Origin of the sequence: Paraburkholderia terrae (assembly GCF_002902925.1) — a bacterium.
Taxonomy (GTDB): domain Bacteria; phylum Pseudomonadota; class Gammaproteobacteria; order Burkholderiales; family Burkholderiaceae; genus Paraburkholderia; species Paraburkholderia terrae.
Genome location: NZ_CP026111.1, coordinates 459,821 through 476,532, shown reverse-complemented (window position 1 = coordinate 476,532; position 16,712 = coordinate 459,821). Strand labels below are relative to the sequence as shown.

At 63.2% G+C, this 16,712-nt stretch carries 14 protein-coding genes and 1 riboswitch; of the genes, 9 read left to right on the top strand and 5 right to left on the bottom strand.

The genetic code is table 11. The features are described 5' to 3' along the window. Nucleotides 1-115: 115 nt before the first annotated feature. The gene (locus C2L65_RS02120; RefSeq protein WP_042311084.1) at nucleotides 116-505 is read right to left on the bottom strand and encodes a hypothetical protein; all 390 of its coding nucleotides are present in this window, start codon (nucleotides 503-505) and stop codon (nucleotides 116-118) included. Nucleotides 506-708: 203 nt separating this feature from the next. On the opposite strand from C2L65_RS02120, the gene glpD reads away from it, so the two are divergent. The 4 genes from glpD (at nucleotide 709) to C2L65_RS02100 (ending at nucleotide 6,771) form a co-directional block, all read left to right on the top strand. Beyond that, nucleotides 709-2,238 (top strand): glycerol-3-phosphate dehydrogenase, encoded by a 1,530-nt coding sequence (gene glpD, locus C2L65_RS02115; protein WP_042311071.1) that lies wholly within the window; start codon nucleotides 709-711, stop codon nucleotides 2,236-2,238. A gap of 144 nt (nucleotides 2,239-2,382) precedes the next feature. After that, entirely contained in the window at nucleotides 2,383-3,882 is a 1,500-nt protein-coding gene (gene glpK, locus C2L65_RS02110; protein WP_042311085.1) for a glycerol kinase GlpK, read from the top strand. A gap of 141 nt (nucleotides 3,883-4,023) precedes the next feature. Then, on the top strand, nucleotides 4,024-4,710 hold the full coding sequence (locus tag C2L65_RS02105) for an HAD family hydrolase (RefSeq protein WP_042311073.1): 687 nt from the start codon (nucleotides 4,024-4,026) through the stop codon (nucleotides 4,708-4,710). A gap of 801 nt (nucleotides 4,711-5,511) precedes the next feature. Next, nucleotides 5,512-6,771, top strand: a complete 1,260-nt coding sequence (locus C2L65_RS02100; RefSeq protein WP_103254504.1) for an IS256 family transposase — start codon at nucleotides 5,512-5,514, stop codon at nucleotides 6,769-6,771. A gap of 230 nt (nucleotides 6,772-7,001) precedes the next feature. Here the strand turns inward: C2L65_RS02100 and ribB are convergent, their stop codons facing one another. From ribB to C2L65_RS02080, 4 genes are all read right to left on the bottom strand, one after another. Then, on the bottom strand, nucleotides 7,002-7,736 hold the full coding sequence (gene ribB / locus C2L65_RS02095; protein ID WP_042317096.1) for a 3,4-dihydroxy-2-butanone-4-phosphate synthase: 735 nt from the start codon (nucleotides 7,734-7,736) through the stop codon (nucleotides 7,002-7,004). Nucleotides 7,737-7,953: 217 nt separating this feature from the next. After that, nucleotides 7,954-8,124: riboswitch (FMN riboswitch) on the bottom strand. 75 nt (nucleotides 8,125-8,199) lie between these two features. Then, entirely contained in the window at nucleotides 8,200-8,904 is a 705-nt protein-coding gene (locus C2L65_RS02090; RefSeq protein ID WP_042317114.1) for a helix-turn-helix domain-containing protein, read from the bottom strand. Nucleotides 8,905-9,172: 268 nt separating this feature from the next. Further along, on the bottom strand, nucleotides 9,173-10,351 hold the full coding sequence (locus tag C2L65_RS02085) for an MFS transporter (RefSeq protein ID WP_042317099.1): 1,179 nt from the start codon (nucleotides 10,349-10,351) through the stop codon (nucleotides 9,173-9,175). A gap of 20 nt (nucleotides 10,352-10,371) precedes the next feature. Continuing rightward, the gene (locus C2L65_RS02080) at nucleotides 10,372-10,767 is read right to left on the bottom strand and encodes a VOC family protein (RefSeq protein ID WP_042317116.1); all 396 of its coding nucleotides are present in this window, start codon (nucleotides 10,765-10,767) and stop codon (nucleotides 10,372-10,374) included. 114 nt (nucleotides 10,768-10,881) lie between these two features. Between C2L65_RS02080 and C2L65_RS02075 the strand changes: the two genes are divergently transcribed. From C2L65_RS02075 to C2L65_RS02055, 5 genes are all read left to right on the top strand, one after another. Continuing rightward, complete coding sequence (locus C2L65_RS02075) at nucleotides 10,882-11,883, top strand: LysR family transcriptional regulator (protein ID WP_042317102.1); 1,002 nt, start codon at nucleotides 10,882-10,884, stop codon at nucleotides 11,881-11,883. A 190-nt stretch (nucleotides 11,884-12,073) separates the two neighbouring features. Next, a complete protein-coding gene (miaB, locus tag C2L65_RS02070; RefSeq protein WP_042317105.1) occupies nucleotides 12,074-13,444 on the top strand; it encodes a tRNA (N6-isopentenyl adenosine(37)-C2)-methylthiotransferase MiaB in 1,371 nt (456 codons plus the stop codon). 33 nt (nucleotides 13,445-13,477) lie between these two features. Further along, the gene (locus tag C2L65_RS02065; protein WP_042317108.1) at nucleotides 13,478-14,560 is read left to right on the top strand and encodes a PhoH family protein; all 1,083 of its coding nucleotides are present in this window, start codon (nucleotides 13,478-13,480) and stop codon (nucleotides 14,558-14,560) included. A 30-nt stretch (nucleotides 14,561-14,590) separates the two neighbouring features. Beyond that, nucleotides 14,591-15,052 (top strand): rRNA maturation RNase YbeY, encoded by a 462-nt coding sequence (ybeY, locus tag C2L65_RS02060; RefSeq protein ID WP_007745316.1) that lies wholly within the window; start codon nucleotides 14,591-14,593, stop codon nucleotides 15,050-15,052. Nucleotides 15,053-15,139: 87 nt separating this feature from the next. Beyond that, nucleotides 15,140-15,793, top strand: coding sequence for a gamma-glutamylcyclotransferase (locus C2L65_RS02055; RefSeq protein ID WP_042317111.1), 654 nt, complete (start codon nucleotides 15,140-15,142; stop codon nucleotides 15,791-15,793). Nucleotides 15,794-16,712 lie beyond the last annotated feature (919 nt).

Here is a 16,712-nt window from a genome sequence, read left to right as displayed (position 1 = left end):
ACGCAAGCATACGGACGCCTGGACGGTCACGCGGCTTGCCCGCCTGGCCGTCTTTATGTTTTCAGGCTTGCCCCGTCATCGTTGAACGGCGCGCCCGCGCGCGCCAGTCGCGGCCTCAGCCGCTACGCAGCGTCGGATCGACGGCTGCGCGCCAGCTCAGCGCCTTTACGCGCTGAGCATTGAAGAACTCCACCCACTGACGACGCACCTGCGGGTCCGCGCTCGCGCCCTGCGCCGCGTAGCGCTGCGCCAGCGCCGTCTGGAACGCGCAGTAATCCGACTTCGACAACCCGCCGCGCTTGCTCGCCACATAGGCATCGAACAGTGTCACGTAGACGGATTGCGCGTCGCTGCCGTAGTCGGCCGGCTGGCTTCCGCACATCGCCTGCAGATCCGCGAACGACGGCGCGCCCAGCGTTCCGTTCAGGCTCGGCGTGCTGACACATCCCGTCAGCACCGCCGCGATCGATAGCGCCGCCGCGCCCGTTTTCCAGAGTTCACGCATGAAATTCACCTTGTATCGCCGCAATCCGGCTCGTTGCCGGAAGTATCGTCTGCGCGCGGCAAACGTGCCACCGGCGCGCGGAATCGCGCACCAATCCAAGGCAAGTCGAACTTTACTTTTTCGAATATGTTCATTAAAGTTTCGAAAACGAACATTACGACTTTACATCAACCCTACTTTTTCCTCCGTCAGGGGCATTCCGGGTGACGCAAGACTCCATTTATGACCTGCTCGTCGTCGGCGGCGGGATCAACGGCGCGGGTATCGCGCGCGACGCTGCGGGCCGCGGCCTGTCCGTGCTGCTGTGCGAACAGGACGATCTGGCTGCGCATACATCGTCGGCCAGCACCAAGCTGATTCACGGCGGCCTGCGCTATCTGGAATACCGCGAGTTTGGGCTCGTGCGCAAGGCGCTGCAGGAACGCGAGACACTGCTGCGCGCCGCGCCGCACATCATGTGGCCGCTGCGTTTCGTGATGCCGCATATGCCCGATCTGCGGCCCGCGTGGCTGATCCGCGCCGGTCTCTTTCTATATGACCATCTCGCGCGCCGCGAATTGCTGCCCGGTTCGCGCGGCATCGACATGCGCAAGCATCCGGCGGGCAAGCCGCTAATCGATTCGATCAAACGCGGCTTCGTCTATTCGGACGGCTGGGTCGACGACGCGCGCCTCGTCGTGCTGAACGCGCTCGACGCACAGGAGCGCGGCGCGACCATTCTGACGCGCACGAAGCTCACAGGCGCGACGCGCGTGAATGGCGAATGGCATGCGCAACTGCTGCGCGCGGACGGCTCCACTTCGACAGTGCGCGCGCGTTCGATCGCGAACGCCGCTGGCCCGTGGGTCGGCGACCTGCTGCGCGGGCCGCTTGCACGAGAAGCGAACTACAGTGTGCGACTCGTGAAGGGCAGCCATATCGTCACGCGCCGCCTGTTCGAGCACGATCACGCCTACATCTTCCAGAACCCGGACAAGCGCATCATTTTCGCGATCCCTTATGAGCGCGACTTCACGCTGATCGGCACGACGGACCTCGAATACAACGGCGATCCGTCGAAGGTCGCGATCGAGCCGTCCGAAACGCAGTATCTGTGCGACTCGATCAACCGTTACTTCAAGCAGCACATCGCGCCGCGCGACGTGTACTGGACGTACTCCGGCGTGCGTCCCCTGCTGGAGGACGAGAACGCGGACAACCCTTCCGCCGTCACGCGCGACTACCGGCTCGAAATCGATGCGCCGGCGGGCGAGGCACCGCTACTGTCGGTGTTCGGCGGCAAGATCACGACGTTTCGCAAGCTCGCGGAAGAAGCCGTCGACGATCTCGCGCGCGTGTTGCAGCACGACAAGCCAACCTGGACTGCGGGCGCACCGCTGCCGGGCGGCGATATCGCGCACGCGGACTTCGAGCGCTTCGCGACGCAGTTCGCGCAACAGCACGCATGGCTTCCTGCCGCACTCGCGCGCCGCTATGCGCGGGCTTATGGCACGCGTGCCGAACGCGTGATCGGCGCCGCGCGCTCGCTCGCCGATCTCGGCCAGCAGTTCGCGCCCGGGTTGTATGAAGCGGAACTGCGCTATCTGCGCGAAACGGAATGGGCGACGACGGCGCGCGACGTGCTGTGGCGCCGTTCGAAGCTCGGCCTGCATGTCGAGCCCGGCACGCTCGAAAACGTCACGCGCGACATCGACGCGTGGTTCACCCGCGCGACAACCAAGCAGCACGCCTGACGGGCGCGCGCACGCGGACATGTGGCAGCGCGCGGCGATTCCGCCGCGCCGCCGCGCATGCAACAATCCGCGCAGGCACTATATTTCGCGGGACCTGAGCGCGCCGCCGCGCCGGTCCGACAAAAAACGCATGGAGAAGAGACGATGCAGGATCAGTACATCCTGGCGCTAGACCAGGGCACCACGAGTTCGCGCGCGATGCTGTTCGATCGCAAGGGCAATGTCGTCTCGGTCGCGCAGAAGGAATTTAAGCAGATATATCCGCATCCTGGCTGGGTCGAGCACGATCCGCAGGAAATCTGGGCGACGCAGGCGGGCGTCGCAGCCGAAGCCGTCACGCATGCAGGCCTGAACGGCACGTCGATTGCCGCGATCGGCATCACCAATCAGCGCGAGACGACGATCGTCTGGGATCGCGAAACGGGCCATCCCATCTACAACGCGATCGTCTGGCAGGACCGGCGCACGGCCGACTTCTGCGATCAGCTGAAGGCGCAAGGTCTCGAACAGACATTCCGCGCGAAGACCGGCTTGCCCATCGATTCGTACTTCTCCGCAACGAAGATCCGCTGGATTCTGGACAACGTCGATGGTGCGCGCGAAAAAGCGCGGCAAGGCAAGCTCGCGTTCGGCACGGTCGACAGTTGGCTGGTGTGGAATTTCACCAAGCATGAGTTGCACATCACCGACGTGACCAACGCGTCGCGCACGATGCTCTTCAACATCCACACGCTGCAATGGGACGACGAGTTGCTCGACGCGCTCGACATTCCGCGCAGCCTGCTGCCGGAAGTGCGTCCTTCGTCGGAGGTGTATGGGCCGACCAAGACGACCGTGTTCGCGTCGAAGATTCCGCTTGCGGGCATCGCGGGCGACCAGCACGCCGCACTGTTCGGCCAGATGTGTACGCGCTCTGGCATGGTGAAGAACACCTACGGCACCGGCTGTTTTCTCGTGATGAACACGGGCGCGAAACCGATCGAGTCGAAGAACAATCTCGTGACGACGATTGCCTGGCAGATCGGCGATCAGGTCAACTATGCGCTCGAAGGCAGCATCTTCATCGCGGGCGCTGTCGTGCAGTGGCTGCGCGATGGCTTGGGCATCATCCGCAGTGCGTCGGAGATCGAGGCGCTCGCGCGCGGCGTCGAGCATAGCGACGGTGTGTACCTGGTGCCCGCGTTCGCCGGCCTCGGCGCGCCGCACTGGAATGCGCGCGCTCGCGGCACGCTGTTCGGCGTCACACGCGGCACCACGTCCGCGCACATTGCACGCGCGGCGCTCGATTCGATCGCGTATCAATCCGTCGACGTGCTCAAAGCGATGGAAGCCGACTCGGGCATTCACATCGACGAACTGCGTGTGGACGGCGGCGCATGCGCGAACAATCTGCTGATGCAGTTCCAGGCTGACATTCTCGGCGTGGATGCCGTGCGTCCGCAGGTCAGCGAAACGACGGCGCTCGGGGCCGCGTATCTCGCGGGACTCGCGACGGGCTACTGGAAGGACATCGACGAATTGCAGAGCCAGTGGAAGCTCGAACATCGCTTCTCGCCGTCGATGCCGGGCGATCAGGCGAAGGCCTGCCTCGACGGCTGGCAACGAGCGATTCGCGCGGCGAAGGCGTGGGCCGACGCGCCCTGAATTGATGCACGTCCGTGCGCGGCGTGTCGCGCGAGCCGTCCGGCGCGCGCCGGGCCGCAATGCACGTATCATGTCGCTTTCGGCCCGCTGTGGTGCTTGCGTATTGGCTCTCGCGGGCTGCGCTTTCGTTCCATTTTCCGCATGATCGATCATCTCATTTGCGACTGCGACGGCGTGCTCGTCGACAGCGAAGTCATCGCCGACCGCGTGATGCACGACACGCTCGCCGCCACTTTTCCCACGCTCGATTTCCACGAGATCTGCAAGACCGCGTTTGGTCAGCAGACTTCGCGGTTTCTGGAGAGCGTTCAAGCGGCATTCGATATCGAGCTGCCCGCCGATTTTTTGCAGACCGTCGAGGCCAATGTCGAAAGCGAGCTTGCGTCGTCGCTGTCGGCGATTAGTGGCGTGCGGGATGCACTGCTGCGCGTGTCGCTGCCTGCTGCTGTCGTGTCGAATAGCCGGATGATGCGGGTGAGCGCGTCAGTGCGCCGCGCCGGGCTGGCAGAGATTTTTGGAGCGCGGGTGTTTAGCGCTGAGCAGGTCGCGCGGCCGAAGCCTTATCCCGATGTGTATCTGTTTGCTGCGGAGCAGTTGGGCGTCGAGCCGTCGCGGTGCGTTGTGGTTGAAGACAGCGTTGCTGGGCTGAATGCCGCGCGCGCGGCGGGGATGATGACGATTGCGTTTGTTGGGGCTAGTCATATTCCTGATGGCTATGCCGATGTGCTCCGGAATATGGGGATCACGCGGATCATGCAGCATATGGATGAGTTGCCCTCAATTGTTCAGGCGGGGATGCGGGGAGAGTTTGGAGGCGTGCAGTCGTAGCTGCGGTTTTTTTGTCTGCGACGCTTTGGTTTGAGGCTTGTCGCCGGTATTCGTTTTTGCGGCTTCGCGGCGCGGGCGGTTTGGGTTTTTGTTTTGTTGTCTGCGACGCTGGGTGGTTTGCTTGTGGTTTCACTGGCATCCGCGTGATGGTGTTTGCCGTTCAAGCGTCGCCCCTGTGCGTTTGCCTTTTCGCTGGCATCCGCGCATTGCCTTCGCCCTCCACGCGTCGCCCCTGTGCGGGGCGGCACCTACTTTTCTTTGCCGCCGCAAAGAAAAGTAGGCAAAAGAAAGCGGCTCACACCGCCAGTTCTTATGTTTGCCTGAGGGCCCCCAACGGGTCTTATGCTTCACACGGCAACGTCTCTGTTGGCGCTCGTTGCCAACGCGTCGAATGAGCGCCTCACCCACTTCAAACACCCGAACTTGGGCTAGCGGCAGCGAATGGTTTGTGCCGCCCAGGTGGCAAACTGTGTGTAGGTTGTCGCGCCGTATAGCCTGGCGCTCTTACAGGGTGGCATGCGTGCGCTTTCGGTCCGAAGTGAGGCGTGTGTGCCTCTACGGCCTACACACAGTTTGCCACCTAGGCGGCGGCGGAATATCTGGCACGGCGTGCCGCAACGCCGGCGCGTGGAGCAGGTGAGGCGCTCGTTCAATGCGCTGGCAACGAGCGTGGGTCACGTGATTGCCGTGTGAAGCGTAAGACCCGTTGGGGGCCCTCAGGCAAGAACTAGAACTGGCGGTGTGAGCGGGGCTGTCATAGATTTTGTGTTCAAGGCATAACATGTAGCTCAAGGAGCATGTATGCCACGCAAACCCAAGACGACCACCGAAGCGCAGACAGCGTTGCCGTCCATTCCGAAGGAACTAATCGACCAGTTCGTGAAGGGGCCGATGACGGCCGAAGCGGTGCATGCCGCTTCGGCGGCGTTCAAGAAGGCGCTGATCGAGCGGGCGCTGGGCGCCGAACTTGGACACCATCTGGGCTATCCGGCGGGTGCCGTGCGGCCAGAAGATGCGACCAACCAGCGCAACGGCAAGAGCGGCAAGACAGTGCTGACCGACGACGGTCCGCTACGCCTGGAGATTCCCCGTGACCGCGACGGCAGCTTTGCGCCGATCCTGATTCCGAAGCACGAACGGCGTTTTACCGGCTTTGACGACAAGATCATCGCGATGTACGCCCGTGGCATGACAGTGCGCGAGATCCAGGGGTTTCTGGCCGAGCAGTACGGTACCGATGTATCGCCGGAATTCATCAGTTCGGTGACCGATGCCGTGATGGACGAGGTGAGTATCTGGCAGGCGCGTCCGCTCGAGCCGATGTACCCGGTAGTGTTCTTTGACGCGCTACGCGTCAAGATCCGCGAGGAAGGGATGGTGCGCAACAAGGCGATCTATCTGGCGCTGGGCATCCTGCCGGACGGCACACGGGACATCCTGGGGCTGTGGATCGAGAACACGGAAGGCGCGAAGTTCTGGATGAAGGTATTCAGCGACCTGAAGGTGCGTGGCGTGCAGGACATCCTGATCGCAGTCACCGATGGACTGAAGGGCATGCCTGAAGCACTGGGCGCGGTGTTTCCGGCCACCACGCTCCAGACGTGCATCGTGCACCTGATCCGCCACTCGCTGGACTACGCGAGCTGGAAAGACCGGCGGGGGCTGGCTGCTGCCCTCAAGCCGATCTATTCGGCAACGGGCGCTGAAGCTGCGCAGACCGAACTGGATGCGTTCGAACAGGGTGAGTGGGGCCAGAAATTCCCGACGGTGGTGGCCGCCTGGCGTCGGGCCTGGGATCGCGTGATCCCCTTCTTCGCGTTTCCGCCAGCGGTTCGCAAGGTGATCTACACGACCAATGCCATCGAAAGTGTCAATGCCCGGCTACGCAAGATCGTCAAGACGGGTGGGCACTTCCCGACGGACGAGGCCGCGACCAAACTGCTATGGCTGGCCTTGCGCAATATCACGGCTGACTGGAGCCGTGCCGCGCATGACTGGAAAGCCGCGATGAACCAGTTCGCGATCCTCTACGAGGATCGCTTCACAAGGAATCATTTGTAGAATGCAATTGACGAGCCTGCCAGATGGCAGGCTTTTATCTGCCTTGCACACAAAAATTCAGACACTCCCGTGTGAGCCGCTTTCTTTTGCCTACTTTTCTTTGCGGCGGCAAAGAAAAGTAGGTGCCGCCCCGCACAGGGGCGACGCTTGAAGCACGAAGGCAAATCGCGGATGCCAGCGCAAAACACAAGCAAACCACCCAGCGTCGCAGACAACAAAACAAAAAAACATCAAACCTCGAAACAAGCCTCCCGCGCGAAGGCCATCGCGCGCCGAAACTCGACCAATTCCGCGATAGTAAGCATAGGCATATCGTGCTGAGCAGCGAAACGCTCAACATCAGCCCCTCGCATCATCGTGCCATCAGCATTCATCAACTCACACAAAACCCCAGCGGGCTTCAGCCCCGCCAAAGTCACGAGATCGACAGTCCCTTCCGTATGCCCGCGCCGCGCCAACACTCCGCCCGGCATCGCCCGCAACGGATACACGTGCCCCGGACGCACAATATCCGCAGGCTTCGCGTTATCAGCAATCGCGGCACGAATCGTCGTGAGCCGGTCAGCGGCAGACACACCCGTCGACACACCTTCGCGCGCTTCGATCGACACCGTGAACGCCGTCGTGTTGCGGCTTTCGTTATGAGCGGTCATCGGCGGCAATTCGAGCGCGCGCACCCTGTCGTCAGTCAGGCACAGACACACGATGCCGCTGCACTCGCGGATAAACAGCGCCATCATCTCGACGCTCATACGCTCAGCCGACATGATCAGATCGGCCTCGTTCTCGCGATCGTGATCGTCCTGAAGCACGACAGCACGGCCCTCGCGTAACGCGTCGAGCGCGGCGGCGATGCGCGGCGGAATGGGTTCGGTGGCAAGCAGGGGAAGATCGGCGGCCGCGTCCTCAGCAACGACAGACGGCGCAGGCCAAACGAATGCAGCAGATGTAGATACTACGGACATGTGAAACGCTCCTCGCAAGAGTGTGGGCGAAAAACGTTTCAGGGCATTGCAAACAGACAAACGCGTCCCGCGAGCCGCAAGCGGCTGCCATGCAACAAATGGACAGCGCATTCACGCGCCGCTCGAAACGAGCAGCACAGCAGCGGCCATTCCGCACGGGACCGAAGTAAAGCGCACATGCGCCAACCCGGTCGACAGGAGACTCAGATGACTATCTGCACATCTTCTTCCATCCGGACTCTAACCGTCGGCTCTGGCCTCTCACCAGATCTGCTGACCCTGCAACTCAAACTACAACGCAGGCGCTCGCGGGCTCGCAGACTTGCGCTTCGTAAAGCGCCGCCTGCATACCGCCGGTGGGGAATTTCGCCCCGCCCTGAAGACGTACTGATTACCGGATCGATCCGGCTCGCAAAGCATACAACAACCGCGCGTGGCGTGCAGCCAGCGCGTGCTTCAGGTTTCAGACTTCGGAATGCGCGTGCGCGAGCGGCGCATCATGCGGCACATCCCAGCGCGGCGGCGTCTCCGCATTCACGGTCACGCGAAACGCACGCGCTTCCGTGTCGCCGGGATTGCGCAGGCTGTGCGGCTGGTCGGCGTCGAAGACGATCGAATCCCCTGTCGCCAGCAACTGGCGGCGATCATGCACGCTGACTTCGAGCGTACCCACGCTGACGACGAGATTCACCGTCGTCCCCGGCGCGCGTCGCGTGCCCGGCTCGGTATGCAGCGGCGCTATACGCAGTTCGTGAAACTCCGCGGTCGACGGCTCGGAATCGGGGTGCAGCGCGCGCGTCCAGTAACGCCCATTCGACGTGACGACGCGCGCCGAGCGATCCGCCGGCAAATGCTCGAACCCGTTCACGGCATGCTGGCGCAGGAACGCCGCGACCGACACCTTCAACGCCGCCGCGACCTTGCACAGCACCTTGATCGACGGCACGCTGCGCGCCGACTCGATCTGCGCGAGCATCGCGCGCGACACTCCCGACGCACGGGCCAAAGCATCGAGCGACAACTGACGCTCCGCGCGCAACCGCGCGAGGTTCACGCCGACGCGGTGTTCGAGCGCGTCGAAATCCGAGGAACGCGTATCGTCGTGGGCGTGGGCTGCGTCGTGACCTTCGGACGCGCGGTCGCGCACGAGCGCAAGCGGTGACTGCATGATGACCTCCAGAAGCCCCACATCGGTGCGGAGCAAGCACTAGTGGAGGCAAGCCTAGCACCCGGTTTTCGCGCGCCCAACGAAGTTATCTTCACACTGTTATCACGATCGCAGAGGACCCTTATGCGCTGGCGTGCGATGCGTTCAGCACGCAGCATCGGCGGTGGCGCGCGGACTTCATCGGCCTAAGACGTAAAAACAGATGCCCACGCATCGCTGCGTGGGCATCGGATACATCACATGAAGCGCAAGCGCGCGCTCGCCAGACTCAAACCCGCTCGCGCACATCCCGCGCGATGACAGCGGCCGGCGCATCCATCCGCGCCGCGATCCATGTCAGCGCCAACGCAGCCAGCGCGACGAGAGCAGCCACATATGGCAACGCGTCGAGCCCGTAACCATGGCTGATCGCCAGCCCGCCGAGCCACGCGCCGCCCGCATTGCCGACGTTGAACGCGCCGATGTTGAGCGTCGACGCAAGATTCGGCGCTGCCTTCGCCTTTTCGACAACGCGCATCTGCAACGGCGGCACGGTCGCGAACGCTGCGATTCCCCAGATGAACACAGTGACGGCCGCTGCGATCTGCGAATGGCTGGTGTGCGCAAACACGGCCATCACCACGGCGAGCGCGATCAGAATGCCCATCAGCGAGGGCATCAGCGAACGGTCCGCCAGCTTGCCGCCGATCGTGTTGCCGACCGTGAGCCCGACGCCGAACAGCACCAGAATCAGCGTGACGCCGTGCGGCGTGAAGCCGCTCACCTGCTCGAGAATCGGCGCGATGTAGGTGAACACGACGAACACGCCGCCGAAGCCGAGCACCGTCATCGTCAGCGCGATCCACACTTGCGGGTCTTTCAGCACGCGCACTTCGTGGCCGAGGCTCGCCGGGCCCGTGTCATGACGGTTCGGCACGAGCGCCGTGACGCCCGCGAGCGACAGCACGCCGAACGCGGCGACGATCCAGAACGCGACGCGCCATCCGAACTGCTGGCCGACGAACGTACCGAACGGCACGCCGAGCACGTTCGCCAGCGTCAAGCCCGTGAACATCAACGCGATCGCGCTTGCACGCTTTTCCTGCGGCACCAGTGACGCAGCCACCACCGCGCCGATGCCGAAGAACGAGCCGTGCGCGAACGACGTCACGACGCGCGCGATCATCAGCACCGAGTAGTCGGAAGCGATCGCGCACAACACATTGCCGACGATGAACACGCCCATCAACAGTTGCAGCGCGAGTTTGCGCGGCATCTTGCTGGTGACGACGGCAAGCAGCGGCGCGCCGACGGCCACGCCAAGCGCGTAGCCGCTGACAAGCAGGCCGGCGGAAGGAAGCGAGACGGCAAGATCTCTCGCCACGTCGGGCAGCAAGCCCATGATGACGAACTCGGTGGTGCCGATGGCGAACGCGCTGATCGCGAGCGCAAGCAAGGGAATGGGCATGGAAAGCTCCAGACGACGATTCAGAAGGACGCGCGCCGGACATTGCGCGCCGCCGTCACGAACTCGATGACGACGGACGATGCCAGCGCGACGAACAGTTGCACTTCACCCGAGAGCGGCACATCGGCGGTCTGATAGGCGACGCCGGCCTTCTCCAGCCGCGCGAGCAGCGCCTGCCACTGCCTGTCGTCGTCGAGACGGAACGCGATGTGGTCGATGCGAGGCGTCACACGACCCGAGTGACCCGGCAACGTCGAATCGACGAGGTGGATCACCGGGCGACCATCGGCATAAAGCCAGTAGCCGCCGACGCCGAACGGCGGCCGTGCGCCCTCCTCCAGCCCGACGACATCGACGAAAAACCGTCGGGTGGCGTCGAGATCAGGGGTGACGATCGTCGCGTGGTCGAGATGCATGATGCGGGCTCCGGGTAAACGCGGATGTCGCGTTTTCAGGATCGGATTGTCCGCGAACCTCACTGGTTTGATAATTGGCGTACGATTTGAAGGATTTTCAAATGGTGTCGAATAATGACCGACAACCTGGGTGACATCCGGCTATTCGTCGAAGCGGCGCAACTGGGCAGCCTGTCGGCGGCGGGCCGCAAGCTCGGCCTCACGCCCGCGGCGGCCAGCGCGCGCCTCGCGAAACTCGAGGGCGGACTGAAAGCGCGGCTGTTTGAGCGCACCACGCGGCAACTGCGTCTCACCGATGAAGGCCGTCTCTACCTGAACTGCTGTCAGCAGGCGCTGCGCGCGCTCGACGACGGAGAAGCCGCGCTTCAGGCCGGCCAGAACGCGGTGCGCGGCAAGGTGCGGATTTCCGCGACATCGGATTTCGGGCGCAATCTGCTGATGCACTGGCTCGACGAATTCAATCGGCTCTACCCGGACGTCACGTTTGCGCTGACGCTGTCCGATTCGCTACAGAATCTGGTGCAGGAAGACATCGACCTCGCCATCCGCTTCGGTGTGCCGCAGGACAGTTCGCTCGTCGCGCGCTGGCTCGCGCCGAATCCGCGGGTGTTGTGCGCGTCGCCGGAATACATCGCGCGGCGCGGCGAGCCGAAAGATCCGCTGGATCTGCCGCGCTTCGACTGCATCGTGCTCGGCACCGCGTCGGGGCCCGTCAACGAATGGCGCTTCACGCGCGGCGACGAAACCGTCACCTACACGATTCCGCTCGAATCGGCGCGCGAAACCAATGACGGCGCGGTCGCCCGCGAATGGGCGCTGCGCGGCTACGGCATCGTGATCAAGTCGATGTGGGACGTCGAAGCCGACCTGAAAAGCGACGGTCTGCGCGTGCTGCTGCCCGAATGGCGTTATCCCGATGCGCCGCTGCACGCGCTCTATCACCGCAACCGCTTCATGGCGCCGCGTGTGCGCGTGCTGCTGGATTTTCTCGCCGAGCGCTTCACCAAGGTGACGGGCGAACTGGAAGCGCAACTTGGCTTACCGCCGCCGGGCGGCGCCCGAAAGACGCCCGCGCGCACGCGCAAACCGCCCGCCAGCACGGAAACCGGCGCATGACGCCACCCCGGCACGCCACCAAAGCCCCACGCAGCAAAGGGCTATAATGTTGGACTACGCTGTAAAAACGCGTTTCGGGCGCTTCGGACCCGCTTACCGTCCGATTCTCCGCGCTGCGGCGCCACGCGTTTTTGTCTCTTCACCTTTTACTGACGCCCCCAGGTTAACCACTGCGACCGGCGAACACCCGATGACCAAGAAAGTTTATGTAAAGACCTTTGGCTGCCAGATGAACGAGTACGACTCCGACAAGATGGTCGACGTACTCGGTGCGGCTGAAGGCCTCGTCAAGACCGACACTCCCGAAGACGCCGACGTCATTCTGTTCAACACCTGCTCGGTGCGCGAAAAGGCGCAGGAGAAAGTCTTCTCCGATCTCGGCCGCGTGCGCGAACTGAAGGAAGCGAACCCGAATCTGCTGATCGGCGTGGGCGGCTGCGTGGCGAGCCAGGAAGGCGCATCGATCGTCGCGCGCGCGCCTTATGTGGACCTCGTGTTCGGCCCGCAAACCTTGCACCGTCTGCCGCAGATGATCGACCAGCGCCGCGCGAGCGGCCGTCCGCAGGTCGACATCACGTTCCCGGAAATCGAGAAGTTCGATCACCTGCCGCCTGCGCGCGTCGATGGCCCGAGCGCGTTTGTGTCGATCATGGAAGGCTGCAGCAAGTACTGCAGCTACTGCGTCGTGCCGTACACGCGCGGCGAGGAAGTGTCGCGTCCGCTCGACGACGTGCTGACGGAAATCGCCGGTCTCGCCGATCAGGGCGTGCGCGAAGTCACGCTGCTCGGTCAGAACGTGAACGCCTTTCGCGGCGCGATGACGGTCGGCTCGACCGAAATCGCCGACTTCGCGACATTGATCGAATACGTCGCGGAGATTCCGGGTATCGAACGGATTCGCTACACGACGTCGCATCCGAAGGAATTCACGCAGCGCCTGATCGACACCTACGCGAAGGTGCCGAAGCTCGTGAGCCATCTGCATTTGCCCGTGCAACACGGCTCGGACCGCATCCTGATGGCGATGAAGCGCGGCTACACCGTGCTCGAATACAAGTCGGTGATCCGCAAGCTGCGCGCGATCCGTCCGGACCTGTCGCTGTCGACGGACATGATCGTCGGCTTCCCCGGCGAGACGGAAGAAGACTTCGACAAGATGATGCAGCTCGTACACGACATGAGCTACGACACGAGCTTCTCGTTCATCTACAGCCCGCGTCCCGGCACGCCCGCCGCGAACCTGCACGACGACACGCCGCGCGAAGTGAAGCTGCGCCGCCTGCAGCATCTGCAGGCGACCATCGAGGAAAACGTGCAGCGCATCAGCGCGGCAATGGTCGGCAAGATCGAGCGGATTCTGGTCGAACGCCCTGCCCGCAAGGACCCAAACGAACTCGCAGGCCGCACCGAGAACAACCGCGTGGTGAATTTCCCCGCGCCCGTTGATTCGCACGCGCGCCTGATCGGGCAGATGATCGACGTGAAGATCGTGCATGCGTATCCGCACTCGTTGCGCGGCGAACTCGTGATGGTGTACGACACCGCGCCCGCCACTCATTAAGCTGTAGCGCACTGACAGGACCGAACTCAAGCCTTGAAGACCTCTCAGCAACATCTGGAATTCACTGCGCCGCGCGAAGACAACGCGCGGCTTGCCAACCTCTGCGGACCGCTCGACGAAAACCTGCGGCAGATCGAGCAAGCGCTCGACGTCACGCTGCAACGACGCGGACACCGCATCAGCATTCGCGGGCGCGGCGCGAAAATCGCGCTCAATGCGCTCGAAAACTTCTACAACAGCGCGCGCGATCCGATCTCCGTCGACGACATCCAGCTTGCGCTCGTCGAAGCCCGCCACCCGGGCACCAACGGACGCGCGGGCGGTAACGGTGAGGCAGCAGCCGACGCGCGTTTTCGCGGCGACCCCGATCATCCGTTCGACGAACCGGCGCATGAAGGCGTAGAGGACGAGGAAGAACTCGGTCCGAAGCTGTACACGCGGCGCGCCGATCTGCGCGGCCGCACGCCGGCGCAGCGCGAGTATCTGAAGCAGATCGTGTCACACGACGTCACCTTCGGCGTCGGCCCTGCGGGCACCGGCAAGACGTATCTGGCCGTCGCGTGCGCGGTTGACGCACTCGAGCGCGATCAGGTGAAGCGCATCGTGCTGACGCGCCCCGCCGTCGAAGCGGGCGAGCGGCTCGGCTTCCTGCCCGGCGATCTCGCGCAGAAGGTCGATCCGTATCTGCGTCCGCTGTATGACGCACTTTACGATCTGCTCGGCTTCGACAAGACCGCGAAGATGTTCGAGCGCCAGATGATCGAGATCGCGCCACTCGCGTACATGCGCGGCCGCACGCTGAATCACGCGTTCATCATTCTCGACGAAGCGCAAAACACGACGCCCGAGCAGATGAAGATGTTCCTGACGCGTATCGGCTTCGGCTCGAAGGCGGTCGTCACGGGCGACACGACGCAGATCGACTTGCCGCGCGGCCACAAGAGCGGGCTGATCGAAGCGCAGCGCGTGCTCGAGGACGTGCGCGGCATCGCGCTCACGCGCTTCACGAGTGTGGACGTGGTGCGTCATCCGCTCGTCGCGCGTATCGTCGAGGCGTACGACGCGGCGTCGCAGAAGGAAGCGGCCGCCGCCGAAGCCGCCAACGCAGCGAAGTAACGCGGACATGACCCGGACGAAGAACGACGCATGAGCCGCGCCCCGAAACTGTCACTGAACCTGCAATTTCCCGCTGGAAAAGCGTGGCCCGAACACAAGGCGCTGTTGCCGAAGGCAACGGTCGCCGCGTGGATCAAGGCCGCGCTCTTCGCGGACGCCGAGTTGACCGTGCGTTTCGTCGACGCCGACGAAGGCCGCACGCTGAACCGCACGTATCGCGGCAAGGACTACTCGACCAACGTGCTGACTTTCGCTTATGCGGAATCGGAAGACGATCCCGTCACGGGCGACCTGATCTTGTGCTGCCCTGTCGTCGAGAAGGAAGCGAACGAACAGGGCAAGCCGCTCGAAGCGCATTACGCGCATCTGCTGGTCCACGGCACGCTGCACGCGCAAGGCTACGACCACGAAGACGAGGCCGAAGCCGAAGAAATGGAAGCCATCGAAACCGAGGTGCTCGGCAAGCTCGGCTTCCCCGACCCGTACGAATAAGGCTCGATAGCAGGAATGTTGAGCCGGCATCGCCGCCTGGTCGATCGCGGGCTCTGACAACCCAGACAGCCAACCGATCGAATCAACGTGAGCCAACCCCTTTCATCTCCGACGCCGCGTCAACCGTGCCCCGACTATCCGCCGTCGCTCGGCGAGTCGCGGCTGTTGACGGACGATGAACTGCGCGCGTCGCTTGAGTGTTCTCTGCGAGACTGGGATCGCAAGAGCGACTTGTGGCTGTTTGGCTATGGGTCGCTGATCTGGAATCCCGGTCTGCCGACTGTCGAGGCGTTGCGCTCGCGGGTGCATGGATATCATCGCGGGCTGTATTTGTGGTCGCGGGTTAATCGCGGGACGCCGGAGCAGCCGGGGCTCGTGCTTGCTTTGGACCGTGGCGGATCGTGTAGCGGGATTGCGTTCAGGCTCGCCGCTGAGGGCGCGATGCCGCATCTGGAAGCGCTCTGGCGGCGCGAGATGGCGATGGGTTCGTATCGGCCGGCGTGGCTGCCGTGTGTGCTTGCCGACGGGCGGCGCGTCGATGCGCTCGCGTTTGTGATGCGGCGGGATGTGGCTTCTTATACGGGCAAGCTGTCTGATGACGTTGTGAAAGCGGTGCTTGGGTGTGCTTCCGGGCGATATGGCACGACGCTTGATTATGTGAGTCGTACGGTTGCGGCGCTGCGGGAGAGTGGTATGCCCGATAGAGCGCTCGAGGCGCTGTTGGCGAGGTGTCGGGGGTAGGTTTTTTTTGTCTGCGACGCTGCGAGGTTTGCTTGTGTTTTCGCTGGCATCCGCGTGTTGCCTTCGTGCTTCAAGCGTCGCCCCTGTGCGGGGCGGCACCTACTTTTCTTTGCCGCCGCAAAGAAAAGTAGGCAAAAGAAAGCGGCTAACACCGCCGGTTCTTGTTACTGCCTGAGGGCCCCCAAAGGTTCCTACGCGTCACACGGCAGCCTTTCTGTTTGCGTGCGTTGCCAGCGCATTGAACGAGCGCCTCACCTGCTCCACGCGCCCGCGTTGCGGCACGCCGTGCCAGATATTCCGCCGCCGCCCAGGTGGCAAACTGTGTGTAGGCCGTAGTGCCTCGCGCGCCTCACTTCGGACCGATAGTACACGCGCGTCCCACCAGGGAAGAGCGCCGAGCTATACGACGCGACAACCTACACACAGTTTGCCACCTGGGCGGCACATACCATTCGCTGCCGCTGGCCCGAGTACGGGTATTCGAAGCAGGTGAGGCGTTCATTTGAAGCGTTGGCAACGCACGCAAACAGAAAGGCTGCCGTGTGAAGCGTAAGACCCTCTGGGGGCCCTCAGGCAAAAACTAGCACTGGCGGTGTGAGCCGCTTTCTTTTGCCTACTTTTCTTTGCGGCGGCAAAGAAAAGTAGGTGCCGCCCCGCACAGGGGCGACGCTTGAAGCACGAAGGCAACACGCGGATGCCAGCGAAAACACAAGCAAACCTCGCAGCGTCGCAGACAAAAAAACCCAAACCGCTGCCCCGCGACAAAAACCTAATTTTGACCACACGCCCCCCAACCCCCAGATATCAGTTAGGATAAAAGCGAGCGTTTTCCGCCGAAAATCATCGTGCCCCCGGTGGAACCAACCGGCCCAAACCGGAAAATACGCCCGGCACCACGCAGTGGCCCCAGGACACGGTC